At 63.1% G+C, this 24,512-nt stretch carries 24 protein-coding genes; 18 read left to right on the forward strand and 6 right to left on the reverse strand.

Annotation, left to right across the window (positions count from 1 at the left end; translation table 11 throughout):
- Positions 1–4 precede the first annotated feature (4 nt).
- The 4 genes from IPM06_02070 to IPM06_02085 all read right to left on the reverse strand — a co-directional run bounded on the left by IPM06_02070 (position 5) and on the right by IPM06_02085 (position 6,204).
- Positions 5–847, reverse strand: a complete 843-nt coding sequence (locus IPM06_02070; protein ID MBK8769197.1) for a 4-(cytidine 5'-diphospho)-2-C-methyl-D-erythritol kinase — start codon at positions 845–847, stop codon at positions 5–7.
- The gene (locus IPM06_02075) at positions 847–2,565 is read right to left on the reverse strand and encodes a tetratricopeptide repeat protein (GenBank protein ID MBK8769198.1); all 1,719 of its coding nucleotides are present in this window, start codon (positions 2,563–2,565) and stop codon (positions 847–849) included. Before IPM06_02075 ends, IPM06_02070 begins: the two co-directional genes overlap by 1 nt.
- A gap of 93 nt (positions 2,566–2,658) precedes the next feature.
- Entirely contained in the window at positions 2,659–4,329 is a 1,671-nt protein-coding gene (locus IPM06_02080; protein ID MBK8769199.1) for a hypothetical protein, read from the reverse strand.
- A gap of 225 nt (positions 4,330–4,554) precedes the next feature.
- A complete protein-coding gene (locus IPM06_02085) occupies positions 4,555–6,204 on the reverse strand; it encodes an electron transfer flavoprotein-ubiquinone oxidoreductase (GenBank protein MBK8769200.1) in 1,650 nt (549 codons plus the stop codon).
- Between the two features lie 78 nt (positions 6,205–6,282).
- Here IPM06_02085 and IPM06_02090 point away from each other — a divergent pair, with 78 nt between their 5' ends.
- The 3 genes from IPM06_02090 to IPM06_02100 are packed head-to-tail and all read left to right on the forward strand — an operon-like array spanning position 6,283 to position 8,429.
- Positions 6,283–7,110 (forward strand): uracil-DNA glycosylase, encoded by an 828-nt coding sequence (locus IPM06_02090; GenBank protein MBK8769201.1) that lies wholly within the window; start codon positions 6,283–6,285, stop codon positions 7,108–7,110.
- Positions 7,107–7,658, forward strand: coding sequence for a molybdenum cofactor biosynthesis protein B (gene moaB, locus IPM06_02095; protein MBK8769202.1), 552 nt, complete (start codon positions 7,107–7,109; stop codon positions 7,656–7,658). The genes IPM06_02090 and moaB overlap by 4 nt, the downstream gene beginning before the upstream one ends.
- A 6-nt stretch (positions 7,659–7,664) precedes the next feature.
- The gene (locus tag IPM06_02100) at positions 7,665–8,429 is read left to right on the forward strand and encodes a hypothetical protein (GenBank protein MBK8769203.1); all 765 of its coding nucleotides are present in this window, start codon (positions 7,665–7,667) and stop codon (positions 8,427–8,429) included.
- A gap of 4 nt (positions 8,430–8,433) precedes the next feature.
- Here the strand turns inward: IPM06_02100 and IPM06_02105 are convergent, their stop codons facing one another.
- Positions 8,434–9,411 carry an EamA family transporter gene (locus tag IPM06_02105; protein ID MBK8769204.1) on the reverse strand — a complete coding sequence of 326 codons (978 nt, stop codon included), beginning with the start codon at positions 9,409–9,411 and terminating at the stop codon, positions 8,434–8,436.
- Here IPM06_02105 and IPM06_02110 point away from each other — a divergent pair.
- From IPM06_02110 to IPM06_02125, 4 genes are all read left to right on the forward strand, one after another.
- Positions 9,392–10,528, forward strand: coding sequence for a PA0069 family radical SAM protein (locus tag IPM06_02110; GenBank protein ID MBK8769205.1), 1,137 nt, complete (start codon positions 9,392–9,394; stop codon positions 10,526–10,528). The genes IPM06_02105 and IPM06_02110 overlap by 20 nt on opposite strands.
- 125 nt (positions 10,529–10,653) lie before the next feature.
- A complete protein-coding gene (locus tag IPM06_02115) occupies positions 10,654–11,262 on the forward strand; it encodes a ribonuclease HII (GenBank protein ID MBK8769206.1) in 609 nt (202 codons plus the stop codon).
- 85 nt (positions 11,263–11,347) lie between these two features.
- Positions 11,348–12,454 (forward strand): site-specific DNA-methyltransferase, encoded by a 1,107-nt coding sequence (locus tag IPM06_02120; GenBank protein MBK8769207.1) that lies wholly within the window; start codon positions 11,348–11,350, stop codon positions 12,452–12,454.
- A gap of 75 nt (positions 12,455–12,529) precedes the next feature.
- Positions 12,530–13,222 (forward strand): HAD family hydrolase, encoded by a 693-nt coding sequence (locus IPM06_02125; GenBank protein MBK8769208.1) that lies wholly within the window; start codon positions 12,530–12,532, stop codon positions 13,220–13,222.
- 48 nt (positions 13,223–13,270) lie between these two features.
- Here IPM06_02125 and mutY read toward each other — a convergent pair whose 3' ends face one another.
- Positions 13,271–14,341 (reverse strand): A/G-specific adenine glycosylase, encoded by a 1,071-nt coding sequence (mutY, locus tag IPM06_02130; protein MBK8769209.1) that lies wholly within the window; start codon positions 14,339–14,341, stop codon positions 13,271–13,273.
- 45 nt (positions 14,342–14,386) lie between these two features.
- Here mutY and IPM06_02135 point away from each other — a divergent pair, with 45 nt between their 5' ends.
- The 11 genes from IPM06_02135 to IPM06_02185 all read left to right on the forward strand — a co-directional run bounded on the left by IPM06_02135 (position 14,387) and on the right by IPM06_02185 (position 24,502).
- Positions 14,387–14,860 (forward strand): DUF721 domain-containing protein, encoded by a 474-nt coding sequence (locus tag IPM06_02135; GenBank protein MBK8769210.1) that lies wholly within the window; start codon positions 14,387–14,389, stop codon positions 14,858–14,860.
- 40 nt (positions 14,861–14,900) lie between these two features.
- Positions 14,901–15,539 carry a DsbA family protein gene (locus IPM06_02140; GenBank protein MBK8769211.1) on the forward strand — a complete coding sequence of 213 codons (639 nt, stop codon included), beginning with the start codon at positions 14,901–14,903 and terminating at the stop codon, positions 15,537–15,539.
- A 37-nt stretch (positions 15,540–15,576) separates the two neighbouring features.
- Positions 15,577–19,035, forward strand: coding sequence for a chromosome segregation protein SMC (gene smc, locus IPM06_02145; GenBank protein MBK8769212.1), 3,459 nt, complete (start codon positions 15,577–15,579; stop codon positions 19,033–19,035).
- A 96-nt stretch (positions 19,036–19,131) separates the two neighbouring features.
- Positions 19,132–19,965 carry a VanW family protein gene (locus IPM06_02150; GenBank protein MBK8769213.1) on the forward strand — a complete coding sequence of 278 codons (834 nt, stop codon included), beginning with the start codon at positions 19,132–19,134 and terminating at the stop codon, positions 19,963–19,965.
- The gene (locus IPM06_02155) at positions 19,962–20,558 is read left to right on the forward strand and encodes an HAD family phosphatase (GenBank protein MBK8769214.1); all 597 of its coding nucleotides are present in this window, start codon (positions 19,962–19,964) and stop codon (positions 20,556–20,558) included. Before IPM06_02150 ends, IPM06_02155 begins: the two co-directional genes overlap by 4 nt.
- A 306-nt stretch (positions 20,559–20,864) precedes the next feature.
- Positions 20,865–21,680 carry a LytTR family transcriptional regulator gene (locus IPM06_02160; GenBank protein MBK8769215.1) on the forward strand — a complete coding sequence of 272 codons (816 nt, stop codon included), beginning with the start codon at positions 20,865–20,867 and terminating at the stop codon, positions 21,678–21,680.
- Between the two features lie 160 nt (positions 21,681–21,840).
- Entirely contained in the window at positions 21,841–22,242 is a 402-nt protein-coding gene (locus IPM06_02165) for an AtpZ/AtpI family protein (protein ID MBK8769216.1), read from the forward strand.
- Positions 22,242–22,997, forward strand: a complete 756-nt coding sequence (locus IPM06_02170) for a F0F1 ATP synthase subunit A (GenBank protein MBK8769217.1) — start codon at positions 22,242–22,244, stop codon at positions 22,995–22,997. Before IPM06_02165 ends, IPM06_02170 begins: the two co-directional genes overlap by 1 nt.
- Before the next feature lie 36 nt (positions 22,998–23,033).
- Positions 23,034–23,261 carry a F0F1 ATP synthase subunit C gene (locus tag IPM06_02175; GenBank protein ID MBK8769218.1) on the forward strand — a complete coding sequence of 76 codons (228 nt, stop codon included), beginning with the start codon at positions 23,034–23,036 and terminating at the stop codon, positions 23,259–23,261.
- 87 nt (positions 23,262–23,348) lie between these two features.
- Entirely contained in the window at positions 23,349–23,978 is a 630-nt protein-coding gene (locus IPM06_02180; GenBank protein ID MBK8769219.1) for a F0F1 ATP synthase subunit B', read from the forward strand.
- Between the two features lie 5 nt (positions 23,979–23,983).
- Positions 23,984–24,502 carry an ATP F0F1 synthase subunit B gene (locus IPM06_02185; protein MBK8769220.1) on the forward strand — a complete coding sequence of 173 codons (519 nt, stop codon included), beginning with the start codon at positions 23,984–23,986 and terminating at the stop codon, positions 24,500–24,502.
- Positions 24,503–24,512 lie beyond the last annotated feature (10 nt).

A 24,512-nucleotide genomic window follows, 5' to 3' on the forward strand; every position in this document is an offset into this window, starting at 1 on the left:
GCGTTCAGGTGATGCGAGACGCCGCCACCCACCAACCGGGGTGCGCACGGCGCAGCGCCTGCGCCACGCCTTCTGCAACCGTCAGATCGGAAGCAAGACCAAAGCATGTGGCACCCGAACCCGACATCCGCACTGCGTCCAATCCTGCGTGACCTGACAGCGCCGCCAATACATCCGCAATGACAGGCTGAACCCGGATCGCCGCCTCCGTCATGTCATTGCGCCACGTCGACGGGGCATGGAAATCAAGCGCCGCGCCATGCTCCTGACCCTTGGCAAGCCCGATGGCACCAAACACCGCCGCCGTCTCGCAGGCAACACCCGGGTTGACCAACACGATCGCCGGCGACGGGAGTGATGCCAGCGCGGACAACCGTTCGCCCACACCTTGCATGCGGCAGGCCTTCTGCTGCAGGCACACCGGAACATCCGCGCCGAGTTTCAGGGCGATGGCGTCAATCACCGCAGGCGGAATTGAAGCCGGCGCGAGTTTGAGAAAAGCCCGCAACGCCGCCGCCGCATCTGCCGATCCACCGCCGATGCCCGCCGCGACGGGAAGCATCTTGCGCAACTGCACGCGCACCGCCGGAAGTGCGACATGCTGCGATACCATGGCATAGGCGCGGCAGATCAGATTGTCCGGGCCCGTTGGCACGGCCTGGGCAAACGGCCCCGCCACGGCAAGTTCAATCCCCTCGCCCGCCACGGCCTCCACCGTGAGCAGGTCGCCGACGTCGGCGAAGGCGACAGCGGAATCAATGTCGTGATAGCCGTCAGAGCGGCGCCCGAGGATGTGCAGCGCCAGATTGACCTTGGCTTTGGCCGTTTCCGTGACCGGCGCAGACATCAGCCGTTCGAGGGCTGGCCCTGGCCACTGTCCGCGGGCTTCACCAACGGCGCCTCCGCCGGAAGACCATCCTTGAGCTTATCCTCGATGCGGATGAGATCCGCCGGTGCAGGCCGGTTGTCCTTGGCGTGCTGCCACTGGAAGCGCGCTTCCAGGCGGCGGCCCACGCGCCAGTAGGCATCGCCCAGATGCTCCGAGATGATGGCATCGCTGGGCTTCAGGTCGACGGCGCGTTCCAGGTTTGCAACGGCTTCGTCGTAGTTGCGAAGTTGAAAATAGGCCCAGCCCAGGCTGTCGACGATGTAGCCATCGTTGGGCCGGAGTTCCACCGCCTTCTTCACCATGCCGATCGCTTCATCGAGCTTCTTGTTCATGTCGATCAGCGAATAGCCGAGGTAGTTCAGCACCGAGGGCTCGTTGGGCGACAGCGCAAGGGCCTTGCGGAAATCGACTTCCGCCTTGTCCCACTGCTTCAGGCGTTCAAGCGCGATGCCGCGGTAGTAGTGGATGCTCCACAATTCACGGCCGTCTTCCTTGGCAACCGTGATGGCCTGGTCGTAGGCCTTCACGGCCTCCGCATAGTTCTCGCTGTTGCGCAGGAGATTGCCCAGCGTCGTCCAGGTATCAATGTTGCGGGGCTCGCGGCCGAGGATCGCGCGCATGCGTGTCTCCGCGTCGCCGTTCCGTTCCATGCGCTGCAGGTTGATGGCGATTTCCGTATCGGCGTTGGTGCGCAGTTCGGAGGTGACGGGCACCTGCTCGAACACGTCGATGGCCTGCTGATAACGCTGGCTGGTGCCGAGGATGTCACCCAGCAAGGTGAGAACCACCGGACGGTCGCTGTTCAGTGAGAGCGCAAGCTGCGCATAGATCAGCGCCACGTCGGCGCTCTGGTCATCGTTCATGGCGGCGGCCAGCGAGAACATGGCTTCCGCTGCACCGGCGGATGGAGACTGAATGAAGGGCGGGGGCACTTCGCCGGCCTTGGCCTGCTGCAGCGAGGCCTCGACCAGCACATTGTTTTCACCGCCCGTGAGGAAGGCGGAATAGACCTTCTCGGCCTCGGCCTTCTTGTTGGTGCGCATGAGGTAGTTGCCGTAGGCCTGCGTCACGCGGAGACTTGTGCCGGCATCCGCATAGGCCTTCTTGTAGGCCGCGTCGGCGCGCATCGTGTTGGCGAGGAAGTCCGAAATGAGTGCGCCGTGCAGTGATTTGAAATTGGCAAAGGTGTCGTTGCGGTCAAGCTTGTCCAGTTCGGTCATGGCCGCGTTGTAGGATCCCTCGCCGGCATAGGACCACGCCGTGAGCAGCGCCGACGTCAGCTCGCCGACTGGCGTGTAGGCAGATTCGGCAAAATGCTTGCGGGCCTCTTCATATCGCCGCAGCTTGAATTCCTTGAGGCCGAGTACGAGGCGCGCCATGCGCTGCTGGCTGTTGAAGGAGAGAACCTTGTCCGCCAGCTTTTCCGCTTCGGCAATGTTGCCGTTGGCCAATTCAAGCTGGAACAGCCGCTCGGTCAGCACCGGGTTGCTTGCATCCTGCTTCAGCGCGGCGCGCAGGTAGCCCGCGGCTTCCATGGTGTCGCGGTTGCGGCCCGCCGAACGGCTGGCGAGATAATTCCCCCACAGGGAGGTTTCAACGGGAGTTGCGGCAATCGACACCTCGCCCCAGGTCAACAGGGCAACGAGGCTTGCAGAGAGCATGAATGTACGAGTCATGCCCCATAAAATAGGGCTTTCCGCTCAACCCGCAACTTAAAAGAAAAAGGCGGATGCGAGGGCATCCGCCTTTGATTTGCTCCGGCTTGCGCCTTATTTCGACACGTAGATCGACTTGTTGATGACGTCCTGCCCGATGTGGTTGAAGAAGGCCGCCAGATCGGTAGGCGCCGTGGCGTGCTGGTAGTAGCCCGTGCCGGACGAGCAACTCTGCAGACGGGTCTTCGTGGCGGTGGACACACCGCTGCCGAAGGACGCCACATAAAGCTGGATACCCGCCGCCTTCACGTTCGAACACACGGTGAGCATGTCGGTATCCATCGAGCCCTGGATGGCGCTCGAGGTCGTGGTGCTGAAGCGGTTGTTTGCCGTCGGTTCGCCTGCAAGGCCGTTGGCGGAATAGATGGTGTTGTTGAACCCGTAGCCGCCGGGGCTGAGGTCGTTGTCACCGTCCGTCATGAGCACGACGATCTTCTGCCAGCGCGCATCGCCATAAGGGGCGATGGTCGTGGCACCGAGGCCGCCCGAACCTTCCACCTTCGCGAAGGGTTCGCCGGGAGAGATCACGCGCCAGCCCCACGAGAGGCCTTCGCCGATGTTGGTCGGACCGGAGGCGTTCATCAGGTCAATGCCCGCTTCCACCTTGGCGCGGTCATAGGTCATCGGTACGACCTTGCTGGCCGCGCAGCCCGACCACGGGCCATCCGTGCTCACGGATTCGGTACCCACGTTCTTGCCGTCATACTTGCGATAGTTCTCCTGCTTGATGCGCAGGTTGGCGGTCGTGGTGCTGGTGCACTGTGTCGACGTCAGGCCGTAGCATTCCGTATTGACCGTGGTGATGGCGCCCTTTGAAATATAGTCATAGCCGTAGCTGGATTCACTCGGCGTATCGACGGAGAAGTAGGCGGGAAAACGAGTCGTCCCATCGGTCGGCGCCGCATCGTTGTTGTGATAGTCGGTCGCGCCGGTGCCGCGGGCGCGTGCTTCCACGCACCCGTTCCAGGTGTGATAGGCAGTGCTCGACTTCTTGAGCCTGCTCCACGCATAGTAGTTGTTCCAGGCAACGGGCGTCGTCACCGCGTCCCAGTTCACTTTGGAATTCGGATTGTCACCAGCCGTGTCGATCCAGTTCAGGTTGAAATCATAGGCGGCGGTATCGAGCTTCACGGCGGCCGCAAAAGGCACCAATGCCGTACGCAGGAATTCACTGCGCGGCTCATTGCCGAGCGTGCCGCCATAGAGCGTCTGCAGAAGATTGTGCGCAGCCGTCTTGGCGCCGTCGATCTTGCCGCTCGAGGCCATGGAGCCTGTGGTATCCATCACCATCACGAGTTCGATGGGCCGCATGGCCTTCTGAACCGTTGAACTGGCCTTCATGTCGATTTCGGAGATGCCGGCAAGAGACATGATTGTCGTGGGGAACTGGAAGTTTGCATCCAGCTTCACCTTCTGACCGGTAATGGTCAGGTCGACGGCAATCTCGCCGCTGGCGTGATAATTCTTGTTCACATAGGTCGCGGCCAGATTTTCGAGTTCCAGCATGCGCGCATTAAGCTGCGCACCACTGAGGCTCTGAACCGACGCACGGTCATCGGAAGCCACAGCGATCACCGCCGCATCCACGGCGGCAAGGAACTTGCTGTGTTCATCATTGATGCGGGCGCCATCGACGGCCGCTCCCGCCGCAAGGAAGATCGGAATGGTCGAGAGCGCAAAGATCTGCGTCACAGTTGCGCTGGTGTCCTTGAGAAAACGGCTCAACAGCCGCTTCTTCCAGGTTGCGCAAGAATCTGAGTGCTGAAGTTCCATGACTTCTCCCCTTCAAATGGGTCAGGGTTAGTCCAGAGAGTTCAACAACTCCTTGCCGCCATGGCTCAACTTTTAGTGTTTCCTCGCTGGTTAAGCCGCAATTTCAAATAGCGTTAATTCAAACTGTCAAGGAACCTATAGCGAACGCCGGGAAAAATTCCCATCGCGTCACTCCCCTTACATATTGGGATAATTCGGCCCTTCGCCGCCTTGCGGAACCGTCCATATGATGTTCTGCGCCGGATCCTTGATGTCACACGTCTTGCAGTGCACGCAATTCTGGTGATTGATCTGGAAGCGCGGCGGGTGGCCCTCTTCGTTAACGATTTCATAGACCGCCGCCGGGCAGTAGCGCTGCGCCGGCTCATCATAGAGAGGCAGGTTCTGCTGCACCGGAATGGCAGGATCACGCAACCGCAGGTGAACGAGCTGGTCTTCCTCGTGGTTGGTGCCAGAGAAGGCAACGTTGGTCAGGCGGTCGAAGGACAAGACGCCGTCGGGCTTGGGATAATCGATCTTCTTGCAGTCCGACACAGGCTTGAGCGTCGCATAGTCGGGCTTGCCATGTTTCCAGGTGCCGAGGCCGAAGCCGAACAGTGTCCGCATCCACATGTCGACAGCACCGAGCGCCACCCCGCCCAGAAGGCCAAGCCTGGACCACATGGGCTTGACGTTTTTGACCCTGGCCAGATCTTCGTAGACCCACGAATTGCGGAATGCCTCCTCATATTCGGGAAGTTCATCGGCCTCACGCCCCGCTGCGAGGGCGGCCACCACCGCTTCCGCCGCCAGCATGCCTGTCTTCATGGCGTTATGGCTGCCCTTGATGCGCGGCACGTTCACGAAGCCCGCCGAACAGCCGATCAGCGCACCGCCGGGGAAAAAGAGCTTCGGCACCGATTGCAGGCCGCCTTCGGTGATGGCGCGCGCCCCATAGGCCACGCGGCGGCCACCTTCGAGAACGGGCGCAATCAGCGGATGATGCTTGAAGCGCTGGAACTCCATGTAAGGGAACAGGTGCGGATTTTCGTAGTTGAGATGCACCACGAACCCGATCGACACCAAATTGTCTTCAAGGTGATACATGAAGCTGCCGCCACCGGCCTTCATGCCGAGCGGCCAACCCATGGTGTGGGTGACCTGTCCCTGCTTGTGGTTCTCGGGCTTGACCTCCCACAGTTCCTTCATGCCGATGCCGAACTTGGCGGGCTGCCGGCCATCCTGCAGGTTGAACCGTGCGATGATTTCCTTGGCGAGTGAACCCCTCACGCCTTCCGCGATGAGCACATATTTGCCGGTGAGTTCCATGCCGGGCTGGTAATCGGGCTTGTGGCTGCCATCCTTGGCGATGCCCATTACGCCAGCCACAACGCCACGCACCGAACCGTCCTCACGGTACAGGACTTCCGAAGCCGCAAAGCCCGGATAGATTTCAACGCCCAGGCCTTCCGCCTGTTGTCCGAGCCAGCGGCATACATTGCCCAGCGACACGGCGTAGTTGCCGTGATTGTCCATGAGCGGCGGCATCATCGCGTTGGGAATGCGCAGTGACCCGCCCTTGCCCAGCACATAGAAGCGGTCCTCGATGACCGGCGTATTGAGCGGCGCTCCCTTTTCCTTCCAGTCCGGAATGAGTTCGTTGAGCGCAATGGGATCGATCACCGCACCCGACAGGATGTGCGCGCCCACCTCCGAACCCTTTTCCAGCACGCAAACGGTCGTGTCGGGGGAAATCTGCTTGATGCGGATGGCAGCGGAAAGGCCGGCGGGGCCTGCGCCCACGATCACGACATCATATTCCATTGCTTCACGCTGAATATCGCTCACCATAAGCCTCGCGGTTTGAGTTCGGATGAGGGCCTGTTATAGGATTTGGGCAAGGTCTAACAAGCACCCAATTGCGACATGAGCCAAAGTCCAAACGCCGCATCCCTGTCCGCCGCCGAAGCCGCGGCGGCGTTGCTGTGGCTGCGCGAAATGGGGGCGGACGAAATCCTCGGGGCCGACCCGGTCAACCGCTTTGCCGCACCGCCACCCGTGGTGGCCGCAGCACCGCCGCGGGCCTCCCCGCCACGGCCAAGCGCACCGCCCTCTCCCCCCCCGCCGCAGCCCCGCGCCGCGCTCGAAGCGGAGGCGTCCATGGAGCAGGTTCATGCCGCCGCGCGCCAGGCACCCACGCTTGCAGCCCTCGCTGAACTGCTCGATACATTCCAGGCGCACCCCTTGCGGCGAACCGCCTCGCGCCTCTGCTTTGCCGAGGCAACGCCGGGCGCCCGCATTCTGGTGATGTGCGACAGGCCGCGCAGCGAGGAAGACCGCAGCGGCAAGATTTTCGCAGACAAGCACGAGGTCCTGTTCCAACGCATGCTCGCCGCGATCGGATTGGGCGGTGAGGCGGGCGTCCCGGTCTCCCTGCTGAGTTTCCTTCCGTGGCGTCCGCCCGGCAACCGTCCGCCCACAGAGCTTGAATGCCGGATGATCCTGCCTTTCGCCGAGCGCGCCGTGGCGCTGTTGCAGCCGCAGATCATCCTGGCCTTCGGGGGATTGCCCGGACAATGGCTGGCCGGCGGCGCGGAATCGATCCAGCGCCAGCGCGGCACCTGGCTGACGGCGGGCAACGTGCCACTGCTCTCAACCTTCCATCCCGAATCCCTCCTGAAATCCCCTGCCCTGAAACGGCTGGCCTGGCTCGACCTCCTGGCCTTCCGGGCCAAACTGGACGCATCAGCATGAACAAGATCAGCAGCGCACCCCGCGAATTCCTGCCCGCCAACATCGCCGTCATCACCATCTCCGACACGCGCACCCAGGAGAATGACAAGTCAGGCCAGACCCTCGCGGATCGCGTCACGGGTGCGGGGCACATGTTGGCTGACCGTCTCATCGTGAAGGACGAGATCGAAGACATCCGCGCCGCGGTACGCGGCCTGACGCAACGCGACGACATCGACGTCGTCATCACCACCGGCGGCACCGGCCTCACCGGCCGCGACGTGACAGTGGAAGCCCTGCGCCCACTCTTCGACAAGGAGATCGAAGGCTTCGGCGTTGTCTTTCACATGATCTCGTTCCAGAAGATTCACACCTCCACCGTCCAGTCCCGCGCCACGGCGGGCGTGATGAACGGCACCTATGTCTTCTGCCTGCCGGGTTCGCCCGGCGCCTGCAAGGACGCCTGGGATGAAATCCTCGTTCACCAGCTCGACTACCGGCATCACCCCTGCAACTTCATCGAGATCATGCCCCGCCTCGACGAGCACCTGCGCCGTTCGAAGAGCTGACGGCTCATGACCGTCATCTCTCACCGGCTGAACTTTGTCTTCATCCACATTCCGAAGTGCGGCGGAACATCGGTCGAAATTGGCTGGAGCCGGCATCAGCGCTGGGGCGACTTCGTCATTGGCGGGTCAAAGGAAGGCGAGATCATTCAGGCGAGCTTCCAGAAGATTTACGGCATCGCCAAGCATACGACGGCCCTGCGGATGGCGGATGCGATCGGCCACGGCACCTTCGCGGCCATGCGGTCCATGGCCATCATCCGGCCGCCACTCGAAATGGTGGAAAGTGAATACCGCTACGGCCTGAGCCAGTGGCGTGACTTCCTGCGGGAGTACTACCTCAACCACCGCAACGTGCCTGATGCACTGTTCCATTTCGAGCGCGAGGCAAGAGAAGCACTGAAGGAAGGGTTCGCGCCGATCATTCCTCCTTGGTGGTACCACCACAATCGCGGCACCATCCCCGCAGCAATCCTGTCGGACAGCTTCGATGAGTTTCTCGAACGCGTCGCCGATGACCGGTGGCGCAATGCAATCAGCAGTTACCTCACGGACGCCAAGGGTAACATCATGGTCAGCGACCTGTTCCGCCTGAAGGAGCAGGCGCGCATCGTCGACTACATGTGCCACACCATCGGGCTCACCGGCTTCGAAATGCCATGGGAGAACCGCGGTCTCAGCGTGCCGCTGGAATGGCGCCCAGATCTCCGCCGCACCTACACGGAACTCTGCCGCGAGGACATGGAGCGCTTCGGTTTCGAAATCGACGTCTAGTCCCTCAGGCGCGCCGCAGCGGCACCTTCAGCGCGCCGCTCACCACCGCAAGCCCCAGAAGCAGAATGGAGCCACCCACCACCTGCGGCCATTGCAACCGTTCGCCCAGCACCAGCACAGCGGTGAGCACGCCGATCGGCGTCATCAGCAGCACGAACGGCGTCGCCTCATCCACGCGCACACGTTTCAGCAAGGTGAACCACGCCACATAGGCCACGTAGAAACCGATGATGCCGACGAAGGCGAGATAGAACCATTGCAGTGGCGTCGCCGTTGCAATCGATTGCCATTGGCCATTTTCCAGAAGCAGCGTCGCCAGCAGCAACTGCGGCACACCGAACAGCGCGTTGGCCTTCAACACCAGCAAGCCTGAATCCTGCGACCACAGCCGTGTCAGCACCTGCCCCAGCGCCCAGACGCCGCCCGCCACGATCACCACCGCAACGGCAAAGAGCGGCGGCCTCTCTTGCGGCAGGCCAATGACGATTGCGACACCGGCCAGCGCGATCGTGGTGCCGATGATCTTCTGCGCATCGAGCGTTTCGCCCAGCAGAAGCCAGCCCAGCAGGATGGCAATCGGAACCTGCGTCTGCAGCACGAGGTTCGCCGTTGTGGCGTCCACATAGGCCATGGCGGAAAAGAGCAGCGCACCCTGGATGGTGACTGAGCAGGCCGAGATGACAAGGAGCTTCGGCCAGGGCGTCTTCGGCATGTCGCGAAGCGTAAGCAGCATCACGAGAGCAATGCTGCCATAGACCATGAGCATCATGAACAGCGGCTGGAAATGGCTCACAGCCGGCTTGGAAAACGTGAACCCGGTTCCCCAGCAGAGCGGTGGCAGGAGCGCGAGCAGGAGGTTGCGGGGTTGCATCATGATGGTGAGGCTGGGGGCTAACCCGGATTCGCCTCTGGGCGCAAGATTGTTCTTGATTTGTTCATGGTGGCAGACTACGTATTCCAACATGCCAACGCTGATGGACATGCGCCCCTCCCCGGGCCTCGCCGTTGATGCCTTGGGCACGGGAAAGTTGACCCGCTTGCCGCAGTTGGAACGTGGCCGCGGCGCCGGCATCAATCCCGCCGGGCGCTTCGAGAATTACACCGAATCCTACGTCGATGACGGTTGGGACTCGCTGTCCGACATTCCGAAATTGCGCACCGAGATTTTCACCGAGACGCCCAAGGCGATCATCACGCGCAATCAGTCGCCGGATATTTCCTTCGACCGCTCCATCAATCCCTATCGCGGCTGTGAACACGGCTGCATCTATTGCTATGCCAGGCCGGCCCACGCCTACATGGGCCTGTCGCCGGGGCTGGATTTCGAGAGCAAGCTCTTCATCAAGCCCAACGCGGCGGAATTGCTGCGCGCGGAACTGTCGGCGCAAAGCTACGTACCGGCCACCATTGCGCTGGGGGCCAACACCGATCCCTATCAGCCGATTGAACGCAGCTACCGCATCACGCGGGGCGTGATTGAAGTGCTGGCCGAGTTCCAGCACCCTTTCGGCATCGTGACGAAGTCAGCCAACGTCACGCGCGACCTCGACCTACTGAAACCGATGGCGGAACAGGATCTGGTGAAGGTGGCGCTCTCCATCACCACCCTGGATCCAAAGCTCGCCCGCAGCATGGAGCCCCGCGCCTCGACGCCGGCAAAGCGCCTCGCCGCAATCGAAATGCTGGCCAAGGCTGGTGTGCGCACCGTGGTGATGATGGGTCCGATCATTCCCGGTCTCAATGACCACGAGATCGAGAACATCCTGAAGGCGGCGCGCAATGCCGGCGCTGCGGAGGCGGGCTACACCATGCTGCGCCTGCCCTTCGAGGTGAAGGAGATTTTCAAGGACTGGCTGCAGCGCGAATACCCTGACCGGGCCGCCAAGGTGATGAGCCATGTGAAGGACGTGCGCGGTGGCCGCGAGAACGATCCCAATTTCGGCAGCCGCATGACCGGCACCGGCCCCATGGCCTGGATGATCGGCCGCCGCTTCCAGTTGGCGGCCCAGCGCCTCGGCCTCAACGCCAACCGCATCAAGCTGCGCACCGACCTTTTCCACCGTCCGCTCCAGAGGGGCGAGCAGATGATGCTGTTCTAGCGGACTTTCTCCACCTCTTGACCCTCTCCCCCGCGCCGCCGCAGACTGTCCACAGGCTGGCATATGGTTGCGGATAACCCCGCGGCGGATTTGGAGCGACTCAACGGCGAAGGCTATGGGGCGGAATGCTCTTCCCTTCCTTCGACCGCGAGACGGAACTTGCCATGGATGGCACCATCGTGTGCGGCGTGGACGAAGCAGGACGCGGGCCCTGGGCAGGTCCTGTGGTGGCTGCGGCCGTTATCCTCAGTCCCCGCAACATTCCGCCGGGGTTGAACGACTCGAAGAAGCTGACGGAAGCAAAGCGCGAGGCCCTTTACGGCCCGATCATGCAGGGGGCCATCGTCGGCGTTGGCATCATCAGCGCGGCGCGGATTGACCAGATCAATATCCTGCAGGCCACCTACGAGGCGATGCGCGAGGCCGTGCAGTCCCTCGCCACCACACCCCATCTCGCCCTCATCGACGGCAACCGCGCGCCCCCACTTTCCTGCCGCTGCGAAACCATTGTCGAGGGCGACGCCAAGAGCCTTTCCATCGCGGCCGCATCCATCATCGCCAAGGTGACGCGCGACCGGCTGATGCACGATCTCGATCGTCAGTACCCGGACTATGGCTTCGCCGCCCACAAGGGTTACGGCACGGAAGGCCACCAGGCAGCGCTGTCACGCCACGGCCCCTGCTCCGAACACCGCCGCAGCTTCGCGCCCATCCGCCTGCTGCTCGGTTGTTAACCATAAAAAGCGGTTTCGATTCACGCGCTGACTCCTAGGACTCATAACAGCCCCAGCAACAGTGATTTGCGTGTGAGTGGGTGTGATGGGCGTTATCGTAAAACCGGACGTGAAGTTTTTGCAGAACCAGATTCTGCTCGGTGACTGCCTCACCGAATTGAAGAAGATTCCGGCGGCCTCCGTCGATCTGGTCTTCGCCGATCCACCCTACAATCTGCAGCTCAACGGCGACCTGACGCGCCCCGACCAGAGCAAGGTCGACGCTGTCGATGATGCATGGGACAAGTTTGCCTCCTTCGCCGACTATGATGCCTTCACGCGCGCATGGCTCGCGGAGTGCCGCCGCGTATTGAAGCCCAATGGCGCCATCTGGGTCATCGGCTCCTATCACAACATCTTCCGCGTCGGCACCATCCTGCAGGACCTGGGGTACTGGATCCTGAACGACGTGGTGTGGCGCAAGACCAACCCCATGCCGAATTTCCGCGGCCGCCGCTTCACCAACGCGCACGAGACCCTGATCTGGGCCTCGCGTGACGACTCCTCCAAGTATTGCTTCCACTACGATGCCATGAAGGTGTTCAACGACGACCAGCAGATGCGCTCCGATTGGACGCTGCCGCTCTGCACCGGCGGCGAACGCCTGAAGGACAAGAAGGGCGACAAGCTGCATCCCACGCAGAAGCCCGAGTCCCTGCTCCAGCGCGTCATGCTGGCGACAACCAACCCCGGCGACATTGTGCTTGATCCCTTCTTCGGCACGGGCACGACGGGTGCCGTCGCCAAGCAGCTTGGCCGCAACTTCATCGGCATCGAGCGCGAAGAAGTCTACGCCCGCGGGGCCCGCGCCCGCATCGCCAACACGGAAATGCTGCCGGAAGACGCACTCAAGACCACGACGGGAAAGCGCGCCGAGCCGCGCGTGCCGTTCGGCACCCTGATCGAGCGTGGCCTCGTTAAGGTGGGCGAGACGATCTATGATCCGAGCTACCGCATCGCTGCGCGCGTGCGCGTCGACGGTTCCGTGGCCTGCAAGGACAATTCCGGCTCCATTCACAAGATCGGCGCCCATGTGCAAGGTGCGGAGGCCTGCAACGGCTGGACCTTCTGGCATGTGAAGCGCGGCCCCAACATGGTGCCGATCGACCTCCTGCGCCAGCAGGTGCGGGCGGAAATGGCGGCGGTCGCCTAAGGGCACCGTGTCTGCCACCAGCACTGCATTTTCCGCATTTGTCAGCGGGAGGGAATGCCCTTACACATTCGCCCCATGACACAGCGCCCCTCCGCCCGCACGCAAACCTCCTTCCTCTTTGATCTCGATGGCACCCTCGTGGACAGCGTCTACGATCATGTCATCGCCTGGCACCGCGCCTTGCAGGACAAGGGCATTGATGTTTCCATCTGGCGCATCCACCGGCGCATCGGCATGTCGGGTGATCTGTTCACCGCCGCCCTCTCGCGCGAAATCGGCCGCGACATCAGCGACGGCCTGCGCAGCGAACTGAGCGACCTGCATGCCCATCACTACAATACACGCACCACGGGAACGGTCGTGCTGCCGGGTGCGCGCGAATTGTTGAAGCATCTCACCGAGAACGAAATCCCCTGGGGCATCGCCACCTCGGGCCGCATGCGCACCGCCGGGCCGGTGCTGGAAGCCCTCGGCGTCGATCCGGCCAAGCATGTGGTGATCACGCGCGACCTCGTGCGCTACGCCAAACCCGATCCCGACCTCTTCATCGCCTGCGCCGAAAAACTCGGCACCAACATCACCCATGCCTGCGTGGTGGGCGATGCCGTGTGGGACATGCTGGCCTCGCGCCGCGCCGCAGCGCTGGGTATCGGCCTCCTCTCCGGCGGCTACTCCACAGGCGAACTGGAACGCGCCGGCGCCTACCGTGTCTACGAAGACCCGGCTGATCTGCTGCGCCACATCGATGAAGTGGGCGGGCGCCGGTAAAGCGGAGAACGGGTTGCCGCTCCAACCACGCGCACCAGGACCGACCCCTCACCCCTCACCCATCACATGCGCCACGACTTTGCGCATGACGGTGGGGAGCGCTTCGCCATGAAGCTGTTCAAGCGCCACCCAGCGTTCTCCTGAAAGCGGCACGCAGGCGGCATCATCCACCTCCGTCACCCAGACCGTGAGTTCGAGATGGAAATGCGTGAAGGTGTGCGTGACCTTGCCAGCGCGTTTGCGCCAGTTGGCTGCGATTGGAAAATCGGCCTCGGGCAGCGACTCGGTCCAGGCACTCGACGGCACTTCCATCATGCCGCCCAGCAATCCCTTGTCAGGCCGCCGCCGCAACAGCACCGCGCCACCGGGCCTGCTGATCCAGTAGGCGTGGCCGCGACGCGTCGGCACCGCTTTCTTGGCCGCCTTGCGCGGCAGTTCAGGCGCAATCCCCAGCCGCCGCCCTGCGCAATCATCCGCCCACGGACAAATCAGGCAGTTCGGGGATTTGGGCGTGCAGAGCGTGGCGCCGAGATCCATCAGCGCCTGAGCAAAATCGCCCGCGCGGCGCACCGGAACCAGCGCCTCCGCCTTCGCCCGGATCAGCGGTTTCGATTCCGGCAAGGGGGTTTCGATCGCATAGTAACGCGACACGACACGCTCCACATTTCCATCAACAGCCGCATGGCGGGCGTCGAACGCAATCGCGGCAATGGCGGCAGCCGTGTATGGCCCGATCCCCGGCAAGGCGAGCAACGCATCATGATCAGCGGGAAACTGCCCCCTGTAATCGCGCACCACCGCTTGCGCACAGGCATGGAGGTTCCGCGCCCGTGCGTAATAGCCAAGCCCCGCCCAGGCCCGCAGCACGTCATCGAGATCAGCCGAGGCCAGCGCCTCCACCGTCGGCCACTGCGCCACGAATTTGCGGAAATAGGCCTGCACCGCCGCCACGGTGGTTTGCTGCAGCATGATCTCGGACAGCCAAACGAAATAGGGGTCCTGCCGAACCCCGCTGCCGTGGCCCTTCACCCGCCATGGCAGGTCGCGGCCATGGGCGTCATACCAGGCCAGCAGCCGTGCCGCCTGATCTCCCGCCATTTTCAGCCCCTCTTCCGCCATGGTTTGCGCTATGATTCCGCTCCAGAAAGACGGCACTCTCGCACAATGGAAACCCTCGACAAGCATTTCCGCACCCTCACCAAAGCCGTGTTTGAAAAGCACGGCTTCCAGAGCGCTGACCTGTTGAGCCACTGGGCGGACATCGTCGGCACGGAGACGGCAGCACTCGCCGTCCCCGAGCGCATCTCCTGGAGCCGCCCCACGAACAAGGGCGAGACCCCGAGCGGCACGCTGACGCTGAAATCCGCGCCGGGCCGCGCCCTTGATGTTCAGTACAAGGCCGATCTCATCCGTGAGCGGATCAACGCCTATCTCGGTCACGCCGCCATCGTGCGGATCAAGGTGCTGCCGGGAGCGGCCACTCTTGCGCCTGCGCCAAAGCCCATCGCCGCAACGGCCCCGGCGGAGCCTCCGCCACCCGCCATCGCCGCCCTCGAAGATGACGCGCTGAAGCAGGCTTTGAGCCGCTTAAGCGTTGGAATCCGCAGCGAAAAACCACGTTCTCCACAGGGGCAATAGGGCCATGGCCTCTGCCCGCAACATCAGTTAGGACAGTCTCATGACACAGATCTCCCGCCGTCTTCTTCTGGGCAGCGTCGCCGCCGCCGCCCTGCTCCCCGCCACGGCCATGGCGCAGGATGCACCTGACCTTTCCAAGCTCGGAGAGCCGCCGGCCCATGGCGAAATCGCCGAAGGCGCCGCCGATGCCAAGGTCACCATCATTGAATATGCCTCAGCCAGCTGCCCCCATTGCGCGGCCTTCTACACGGACGTCTATCCGGCCCTGAAGAAGGACTACATCGACACCGGCAAGGTGCGTTTCATCTTCCGCGAATTCCCGCACAATGACGCGGGCCTCGGCGGCTTCATGGTGGCCCGCTGTGCGGCACCCGACAAATACATGAACGTGGTGGGCGTGCTCTTCAAGACGCAGGCCACCTGGATGCCGAACCCGCTGGAAGGCCTCAAGGCCATCGCCCAGCAGGCGGGCCTCACCGAGCAGGCTTTCAACGACTGCATCAAGAACGTCGATGTCGCCAAGAAGATCCTGGATGAACGCAAGCGCGCCGAGAGCTTTGGCGTCACCGGCATTCCCACGATCTTCATCAAGGGCGCCAGCGAGCCGGCATTCAAGCGCTTCGAAGGCGACCACACCATTGAGGCCTTGAAGGCCGTGATCGACCCGCTGCTCGGCTGAGCAGCGGCGTTCGAGCGTTAAGGGGAACGGGGCAATCATGAAGTTCACGCGGCTGAGGCTCACAGGCTTCAAGTCATTCGTGGAACCGACCGAACTGGTCATCGAGCCGGGCTTGACCGGCATCGTGGGCCCGAACGGCTGCGGTAAATCGAACCTGCTGGAAGCGCTCCGCTGGGCCATGGGTGAAAACTCATACAAGTCCATGCGCGCCTCCGGCATGGAGGACGTGATCTTCTCCGGTACCACCCAGCGCCCGGCGCGCAACATGGCGGAAGTGCTGATCACGCTCACCAACGATGATCGCACCGCACCCCCCGCCTTCAACGATTCCGAACTGCTGGAGGTGAGCCGCGCCATCATCCGTGACGATGGCTCGACCTATCGCGTCAACGGCCGCGAAGTGCGCGCCCGCGACGTGCAGTTGCTCTTTGCCGATGCCTCCACGGGGTCGCGCTCCCCCGCACTCGTGCGTCAGGGTCAGATCGCCGAGATCATCAACGCCAAGCCGCAGGCCCGCCGCCTCATCCTGGAAGAAGCCGCCGGCATCACCGGCCTTCACACCCGCCGCCATGAGGCGGAACTGAAGCTGAAGGCCGCCGAGATGAACCTCGCCCGGCTCGACGACGTGACGGCGCAGTTGGAAAGCCAATTGAACAGCCTGAAGCGCCAGGCGCGGCAGGCCCAGAAATACAAGCAGGTCTCCGCCGAAATCCGCAAGCTCGAAGCAGCCGGACTGTTCGTGGCCTGGCGCGATGCCTCGGCCGAAGTCACCCGTGACACGGGCCTCCTCGAAGAGGCAACCCGCCTCCTCGCCGAGCACACCCGCGCCGCTTCCGAACGCCTGCGCGCCCGTGACGAGATGGGCGACACACTGCCGGGCTTGCGCGAACAGGAAACGATCCGCGCCGCCGTGCTGCAGCGGCTTACACTGGAACGCGCCACACTTGATGACGAGGAAAAACGCGTTGAAGGCCGCATCCACGATCTGAAGCAGCGCCAGTCGCAAATCCGCGCCGACGTGACCCGTGAAGATGGCTTGCTCGCCGATACCGATGGCGTGATCGAACGTCTTGGCGGTGAAGCGCAGGAACTGGAAGCCACCTTCGGCGCCGACGCCGACCGCCGCGCCGATGCCGCCGCCGCCATGCAGGCCGCCGCCGATGCCTTGGCGCGCGCCCAGGAAGCCGCCGACGAGGCAGGCCGCAAACTCGCAGACCTGTCCGCCCGCCGCGGCGCCATGGAACGCGCCATCGCCGACCAGCAAAACCGCCTCTCCCGTCTCGACAGCGAGATGCAGTCGATTGCGGGCCGCAAGGCCAACCTCATCGCGCAATTGGGCGACGTGGGTGACGGTGCGGCCCTGGCCGCCGCCGTCGAGGCCGCCGTCGCCGCCGCCGCGGACGCCGAAACGGGCGCAGGCCAGGCGGAAGCGAGCCTCCGCACCGCCCGCGCAACGGAAGCCGAGAAGCGCGGCGCCCATGACGAAGCGCGCCGCCGCTCCGACCGCCTCGCCACGGAAGTCCGTACACTGACGAACTTCCTCAAGAATGACGGCAATGGCCTGTGGCCCGCCGTGGTCGATGCCCTCAACGTCGAGCCGGGTTATGAAACCGCCCTGGCTGCCGCTTTGGGTGACGACATCGAAGCTTCGTCGGACGAAGGCGCGCCCGTGCACTGGCGCACCCTGCAGCAGCTGGGAGACATTCCCCCGCTGCCCGGCGATGCAACACCACTCTCCCGCCATGTGGAGGCCCCTCCCGCCCTGTGGCGCGCGCTGTCCCATGTGGGCGTCGTCTCCCGCAGCGTCGGCGCCGCCGTACAGCCGCAGTTGAAGCCCGGTCAGCGCCTTGTCTCGCGTGAAGGCGACGTCTGGCGCTGGGATGGTTTTGTGGCCGCTGCCGAAGCCCCCAGTGCGGCCGCCAAGCGCCTCGCCGAACGCAATCGCCTCGTCTCGCTGGAAGCCGAGATGAAGGAGGCTCAGGCTGCCGCCGACGCTTCCCGCACTGAACACGAATCCTCTCGCACCGACGTCGAAACCGGCGTGAAATCCGAGCGCGACCGCCGCGAAGCCTGGCGCGCCGCCACCTCCGCGCTGGATGTGGCGCGCCGCGCCTTGCAGACCCACGAACGCCGCCTCGCCGAACAGACCGCGCAGACCAGCGCGCTCGACGAAGCCCACCGCCGCACCGAAGGCCAGCGCGCCGAAGTGCTGGCGGGATTGGAATCGGCACAAGGCGAATTCACCGCGCTGCCCGCCCTCGATGGCTTGCAGGCCGAAGCCGGGGCCTTGCGCGACACGCTGAACCGCGAACGCACCACCTATGGCGAGGCGCGCGCCCGCCACGACGGCCTCGAACGCGAAGCCCGCATGCGCACCGACCGTCTGAAGGCGATCGCGCAGGAAACCGAGCAGTGGCGCGCCCGCGCCGCCAAGGCCCGCGAACAGGTGGAAACGCTCTCCACCCGCCTCACCGAGACGGAATCCGCATTGGCCGAAATGGCGGCAATGCCGCAGCAACTGGCCGACCGCCGCTTCAAGCTGATGAACATGCTGGGCGAGGCCGAGCGTGACCGCAAGTCCGCCGCCGATGCCCTGCAGGAAGCGGAAAACGCCGTGCGCGAGGCCGACAAGGCGCTCCGCGAGGCGCAGGAACAGGCCGCGACGTCGCGCGAAGACCACGCCCGTCTGGGGGCTCGCCTCGAAGCCTCGAAGCAGCGCCAGGACCATTGCCAGGCCCGCATCGCCGAAACCCTCAATGTCCCGCCGGACGAAGTGCTGGCCGCCTCCGGTGTCGATGCCGAAAGGCTGCCGCCGGCAGAAGAAATCGAGCGCAAGCTCCTCTCGCTCCGAGATGACCGCGAGCGCCTCGGAGCGGTGAACCTCCGCGCCGATGAAGAAGCAACCGCCGTCGCCGAGCAGCTCGACAAGATGAAGACCGAGAAGGACGAACTCGTCCAGGCCATCAGCAAGCTGCGTGGTGCCATCGGTTCGCTCAACAAGGAAGGCCGCCAGCGCCTGCTGGACTCCTTCGGCACGGTGAACAGCAAGTTCACCGAACTTTTCACCACCCTCTTCGGCGGTGGCGAGGCGGAACTGCAGCTGGTGGAATCCGATGATCCGCTGGAGGCGGGCCTGGAAATCCTCGCCAAGCCGCCGGGCAAGAAGCCCACCACCCTGTCACTCCTCTCGGGCGGCGAACAGACGCTCACCGCCATGGCGCTGATCTTCGCGGTGTTCCTGACGAACCCCTCGCCCATCTGCGTGCTGGACGAAGTTGACGCACCGCTCGACGATCACAACGTCGAACGCTTCTGCAACCTGCTCAACGCCATGCTGCAGCGGACCGAGACGCGCTTCCTCATCATCACCCACCACCCGCTCACCATGGCCCGCATGAACCGCCTGTTCGGCGTCACCATGATGGAACGCGGCGTCTCGCAACTGGTGTCGGTGAACCTGGAAGAAGCAACGGAACTGGTGGCGGAAGCGGGCTAGGGCCAGGCCGCCGCGGCATTGCGGGCCATGGACGGCGCACCTGCCTTCTGGCAATCAAGGCGCGTGCGGGGTCCTTGTTAAAGTTGAACGTCCATCATGCTCACCCCCGTCGCCAAACCCATCAAGCGCTCGGCGCTCCGCCTTGCCTTGGGTCGCTTTTACTATGTGAACAAGCGCCGCCTCTCCTGGTACGTCACCTCCACGCGCTACGCCAGCGAACGCCGGAACAACCACCTCCCCCACATGCACATGCAGCACGGCACGCCGATGCTGCGTGAACTGTCCGGCGTAGACATGACGTTGCAGCGGAACAAGATGGCGAGTCTGGGCGTCGCCGCTGCCTGCATTGATGGCCTGATCCTCAAGCCTGGCGAAACCTTTTCCTTCTGGCGCATGGTGGGCAAGCCCACGGCGCGGCGCGGCTTCAAGATGGGCTTCGTGCTGAAGAACGGAACATTGGCGCAGGACATCGGCGGCGGCCTCTGCCAGATGACCAACCTCATCTACTGGATGACGATCCACACCGACCTGGAGATTGCCGAACGCTGGCGGCATGGCTTCGATGTCTTTCCTGATGCGGGCCGCACCCAGCCCTTCGCTTCGGGCGCAACGTGCGCCTACAACTACATCGACCTGCAGATCCGAAATCCCACGGATGATACCTACCAGCTCAGCCTCTGGACGAAGAATGACTGGCTGCGCGGTGCCTGGCGCTGCTCGGCACCCCAGCATCACCGCTTCGAGGTGTTCGAGAAGAACCACGAGATTCGCCCCGAATGGTGGGGCGGCTATACCCGGCACAACGAGTTGTGGCGCAGGAAACGCGATGCCGTGACGGCGGAGGGCCTCGGCGAGGAATTCATCACGGCCAACCACGCCATCATGATGTATGAGCCACTTCTCCCCCGCCCGGAAAGTCAGCCCGCATGAACGTTGTCTTCGATCTCGGCATGGTTCTCATCGAGTGGGATCCGCGCCATCTCTACCGCAAGGTCTTCGATGACCCCGGCAAGATGGAATGGTTTCTCGCCGAAGTCTGTCACGGCGCGTGGAATGTGGAGCAGGACCGGGGCCGCGCCTGGGAAGCAGCGATTGCTGACGCCATCAGCCGCCACCCTGCATGGGAAAAGGAAATCCGCCTGTTCCGTGAATGCTGGATGGAGATGGTGCCGGGCGCGATTGATGGCTCGGTGCAAATCCTGGAAGAGCTGCACCGCAACGGCACGCCCCTCTTCGCCATTACCAACTGGAATGGGGAAACCTTCCGGGAGACGCGTGCGCGATTTGGCTTCCTCTCCCTCTTCCGCGACATCGTGGTGTCCGGCGACGAAGGCATCATCAAGCCAGACCCCGCCATTTTTGCGATGCTGTGTGACCGCAATCACCTGGTCGCGTCCGAGTGCCTGTTCATCGATGACAGCGTGAGGAATGTTCATGGCGCGGAAGCCGCCGGCTGGCAGGCGCTGCATTTCACCACACCTGGGAAATTGCGCAGCGACCTCGGGGCACGCGGCATTCTCTAGCACCCTCGGGCCGCCGCGCGCGAAAACGCCACCAATACAGCGGTTTTGAAGACCAAACCGCAATCTCAAATTGTTGTGAAGTATTTCCCTTCTTCGCCAACACTACAAATGTCATCGCGCGAATGAAAATGTCTCAATTGAACAATTGCTTACAAGACTTATATCTGGACGAAGAATTGCCTTGTTGATTATAGATTCTGACGACGTCTGTTTGCGGTGGATGCAGGCCACTTGCATATGTCACAGCGGAGGAAGGGGCCAAGAAGAGACAAATACAAATGGCGCCTGACATGCACGGCGCCAGGAATGGGAAGACCTGCGGTGGAGCAACTCGGACAAGATCAGCAGATGCGTATCGCGCGCCGTGGCCTGCCGCCGTTGCAGGCATTGACGGTCACCGTCTTGCTGGTGCTGGGCGGACTTCTGTTCTGTGATCCGGGCTACAGTTCATACGGGTCGTCACCACCGGCCTTTGCGCTCTATCTGGCATTCCTGACAACCCTTGCCGCGGCGTTGGTAGAACTCCGCAACATCTATGCGCGCTACCGGGATAGTACGCGCAATGCCGGTGATCCGGTCTCAAGGCGGGACCTGATGGCAGTCGCGGCGGGAGTGGTCGCCTACACCGTTGCCGCCATCAAGATGTGCGATCTGCTCTTTCAGCACCACGCACGGCTTGAGACATGGCTGGAGTCCTCTCTCTACATCGGCATTGTTTCCGCAATCGATCACCTGCTCCGCGAACGCCAGGCCAGGACTGCCGATCTCGCGTCAGCGCCACAACCTCCCGCGCGCAAGACCATGGCTCCCTCTGAACTCTATTATGCGCAGGCAGAAGACCATTACGTGAAACTCGTCTTCCGCGATCGCGTGGAGCACAAGAGGGCCCGCTTCAGCGATGTGATTGCCGAATTGGGCGATGTGGGCCTGCGGGTTCACAAGTCCTTCTGGGTCCACCGCAGCGCCGTGCAGTCATCCCGCCGCGCCGGGCGCCGCCTCATGCTCGTGCTGGCGGGCGGCACCGAAATCCCCGTAGGCCGCGCCAACGAACGCGCCGTCCTCGATGCTCTTCCGGCATCCGGCAGCGGGATTCGCACGAGGGCGGACAGCGCTTCCGCCTGACTCAATGCCGCAGTGCCAGACGCACCGAATTAAACCAACACTTTCAGTGCGTTGAAACAAGAATCCAAATCTTGACACACTTCCGCCCGCGAACTATGGAGAGCGCGCTTTGGAAAGGCACCTTTCCGGACGCGTTGAACATTGCCCGGAGACTGTCAACATGGCCGAACCGCGCAAACCCAAGACGCCCCAGAACGAGGCCGACCCGAAGCTGGGTGATCTCTCCAACCGCCTGAAAGACCTGTCGGACCGCATTGCGGCCGAACGGACGGACCAGGCGGCCGCCAGACAGCCCTCGAACCGCTACGACAGCGCCAAGGATTATTCCAAGGGGTACCGCCTGGCGAGTGAGTTTGTGGCCGGCGTGCTGGTGGGTGGCCTTCTGGGCTACGGACTTGATTATCTGGTGGGGACGCTTCCGCTGTTCCTGATCTTGTTTCTGCTCCTCGGCTTCGGTGCCGGTATCCTGAACATGTCGCGTGCCGCGAACAGGAGCCAGCCCACGGCGGAAGAGCTTCGTAAAATGACGCCGCCATCGGCGGATGATGAAGAAGAGGACTGATCGTGGCCAACGATCCGATTCACCAGTTCCAGATCCACGACCTTACGGGGTCTTTCAATCTCGGCGGCTACGAGATCAGCTTCACCAACTCCGCCCTTTTCATGGGCGCGATCGTTGCGGTCATCACCGGCTTCTTCTGGCTCGCCTCGCGCAAGGCCGAACTCGTTCCCGGCCGTGTGCAGTCCGTCGGCGAGATGTGGTACGGCATGATCGACAACATGGTGAACAACGTGCTGGGGCACGACGGGAAGAAGTTCTTCCCGCTGGTCTTCTCCCTGTTCTCCTTCGTGCTCGTCGCCAACATGCTCGGCATGTTCCCCTATTTCTTCACGGTCACAAGCCATGTGATCGTCACCGCCTCGCTGGCGCTCTTCGTCATCCTGCTCGTGGTCGTGGTCGGCATCTACAAGCACGGCCTCGGCTGGTTCAAACTCTTCGTGCCTTCGGGCGTGCCGCTGGCCATCCTGCCGTTCATTTCGCTCATTGAAATCATTTCATTCCTGTCGCGCCCGATTTCGCTTGGCCTACGTCTCTTCGGCAACATGCTGGCGGGCCATATCGTGCTGAAGGTGTTTGCGGGCTTCGTCGTGAGCCTCGGCACGCTCGGCGGCCTTGGCATCCTTGGCGCCATCGCGCCGCTCGCCATGGCGGTCGCCCTCACCGCCCTGGAATTCCTCGTGGCCTTCCTGCAGGCCTTCGTCTTCGCCATTCTGACGTGCGTCTATCTCAACGACGCGCTTCACACCCACCACTAACCTTTCCCTCAATCCATACTTCAAGGAGAACGTAAAATGGATCCAGCAGCAGCAAAGCTTATCGGCGCCGGTATCGCCTGCATCGGCATGGGTGGCGCCGGCATCGGCGTGGGCCACATCTTCGGCAACTACCTGGCTGGTGCGCTCCGCAACCCGGCTGCCGCTGGTGCCCAGTTCACCAACGCGCTGATCGGTGCCGCACTTGCAGAAGGCCTCGGCATCTTCTCGCTCGTTGTGGCGCTTCTCCTCCTCTTCGTCGCCTAAGACGAACCGGAACTGAACACCTGAATCCGGACCGGAGTCGTCCTCTCCCGAGGCACTCCGGTCCATCCTACTATGCGAGGAAGCGCGATGTCGCAGAGCACGTCAGCAACCACGGTTGAATTTCAGGTTGCCGAAGAGGCCACCACAACGACGGAAGGTGCTGCCCCCGCGGGCGAGGCCAACGGCGCGGCTCCGGCCACGACCGAAGGCACCGAAGCCCATGGTGGCGAACACCACGGCGTTTTCCCGCCGCTCGACAGCAAGACTTTTCCTTCGCAGTTGTTCTGGTTGGCGATCTTCTTCGCCGCACTTTACGTGCTGATGAGCAAGTTCGCCCTGCCACGCGTCAGTGCCATTCTCGCCAAGCGCAAGGCCCGCATCGACGGCGACCTCGCCCGCGCCCAGGCCCTCAAGAATGAAACGGAAGCCGCGGTGAAGGCCTATGAAAAGGCCCTTTCCGATGCCCGTTCCAACGCCAACGACATCGCCCGCGAAACCCGCGAAGCCGTGACCCGCGACGTGGACGCCGAAAGCCACAAGCTGGACGAAGCCCTCGGCAAGAAGGTTTCAGCCGCCGAATCCAAGATCGCCGCCAGCAAGGCCAAGGCCCTGGAGGCGGTAGAAGATATCGCTGCCGAGTCGGCTGCGGAAATCGTCGCTGCCCTCGGCGGCGGCAAGGTCACCAAGGCGGCCATCGCCAAGGCTCTGAAGGGATAATGTCCATGACCACGCTTCCCACAGTGCTCGCCGCCGGCCTCGCCCTCGACAACACCTTCTTTGCCTTCGTGGCGCTGGTGCTCTTCCTCGCCATCGTCATGTGGGCCGGTGCCCACAAGACCGCCGGCAAGGCGCTGGATGATCGCGCCGCGCAGATCGCCAAGGAACTCGACGACGCGCGCCGCCTGCGTGAAGAGGCCGAAGCCCTGCTTGCCGAATACAAGCAGAAGCGTCTCGATGCGGAAAAGGAAGCAGGCGAGATCGTCGCCCGCGCCAAGGCTGATGCCGCCTCCTACGCCGAAGAATCGAAAAAGAAGCTGGGCGAGACCATCGAGCGCCGCACCAAGCAGGCCGAGACGAAGATCGCCCAGGCCGAAGTTGCCGCCGCCAAGGACGTCCGCGCCCGCGCCGCCGACCTCGCGGTCGCAGCCGCCGCCACGCTGCTCAAAGACGGCATGAAGGGCAAGAGCGGCGAAACCCTCGTCGCCGAGTCCATCGCCGCCGTGAAGTCACGCCTGAACTGATTTCATTCGC

This window comes from Hyphomicrobiales bacterium, from assembly GCA_016710435.1.
Lineage (GTDB): Bacteria > Pseudomonadota > Alphaproteobacteria > Rhizobiales > Aestuariivirgaceae > Aestuariivirga.

Bases quoted from the DNA above. Each gene is read 5' to 3' on its own strand.
- IPM06_02070 (MBK8769197.1), bottom strand. From the start codon at position 847: ATGTCTGCGCCGGTCACGGAAACGGCCAAAGCCAAGGTCAATCTGGCG.
- IPM06_02075 (MBK8769198.1), bottom strand. From the start codon at position 2,565: ATGACTCGTACATTCATGCTCTCTGCAAGCCTCGTTGCCCTGTTGACC.
- IPM06_02090 (MBK8769201.1), top strand. From the start codon at position 6,283: ATGAGCCAAAGTCCAAACGCCGCATCCCTGTCCGCCGCCGAAGCCGCG.
- moaB (MBK8769202.1), top strand. From the start codon at position 7,107: ATGAACAAGATCAGCAGCGCACCCCGCGAATTCCTGCCCGCCAACATC.
- IPM06_02100 (MBK8769203.1), top strand. From the start codon at position 7,665: ATGACCGTCATCTCTCACCGGCTGAACTTTGTCTTCATCCACATTCCG.
- IPM06_02110 (MBK8769205.1), top strand. From the start codon at position 9,392: ATGCCAACGCTGATGGACATGCGCCCCTCCCCGGGCCTCGCCGTTGAT.
- IPM06_02105 (MBK8769204.1), bottom strand. From the start codon at position 9,411: ATGTCCATCAGCGTTGGCATGTTGGAATACGTAGTCTGCCACCATGAA.
- IPM06_02115 (MBK8769206.1), top strand. From the start codon at position 10,654: ATGCTCTTCCCTTCCTTCGACCGCGAGACGGAACTTGCCATGGATGGC.
- IPM06_02120 (MBK8769207.1), top strand. From the start codon at position 11,348: ATGGGCGTTATCGTAAAACCGGACGTGAAGTTTTTGCAGAACCAGATT.
- IPM06_02125 (MBK8769208.1), top strand. From the start codon at position 12,530: ATGACACAGCGCCCCTCCGCCCGCACGCAAACCTCCTTCCTCTTTGAT.
- mutY (MBK8769209.1), bottom strand. From the start codon at position 14,341: ATGGCGGAAGAGGGGCTGAAAATGGCGGGAGATCAGGCGGCACGGCTG.
- IPM06_02135 (MBK8769210.1), top strand. From the start codon at position 14,387: ATGGAAACCCTCGACAAGCATTTCCGCACCCTCACCAAAGCCGTGTTT.
- IPM06_02140 (MBK8769211.1), top strand. From the start codon at position 14,901: ATGACACAGATCTCCCGCCGTCTTCTTCTGGGCAGCGTCGCCGCCGCC.
- smc (MBK8769212.1), top strand. From the start codon at position 15,577: ATGAAGTTCACGCGGCTGAGGCTCACAGGCTTCAAGTCATTCGTGGAA.
- IPM06_02150 (MBK8769213.1), top strand. From the start codon at position 19,132: ATGCTCACCCCCGTCGCCAAACCCATCAAGCGCTCGGCGCTCCGCCTT.
- IPM06_02155 (MBK8769214.1), top strand. From the start codon at position 19,962: ATGAACGTTGTCTTCGATCTCGGCATGGTTCTCATCGAGTGGGATCCG.
- IPM06_02160 (MBK8769215.1), top strand. From the start codon at position 20,865: ATGGGAAGACCTGCGGTGGAGCAACTCGGACAAGATCAGCAGATGCGT.
- IPM06_02165 (MBK8769216.1), top strand. From the start codon at position 21,841: ATGGCCGAACCGCGCAAACCCAAGACGCCCCAGAACGAGGCCGACCCG.
- IPM06_02175 (MBK8769218.1), top strand. From the start codon at position 23,034: ATGGATCCAGCAGCAGCAAAGCTTATCGGCGCCGGTATCGCCTGCATC.
- IPM06_02180 (MBK8769219.1), top strand. From the start codon at position 23,349: ATGTCGCAGAGCACGTCAGCAACCACGGTTGAATTTCAGGTTGCCGAA.
- IPM06_02185 (MBK8769220.1), top strand. From the start codon at position 23,984: ATGACCACGCTTCCCACAGTGCTCGCCGCCGGCCTCGCCCTCGACAAC.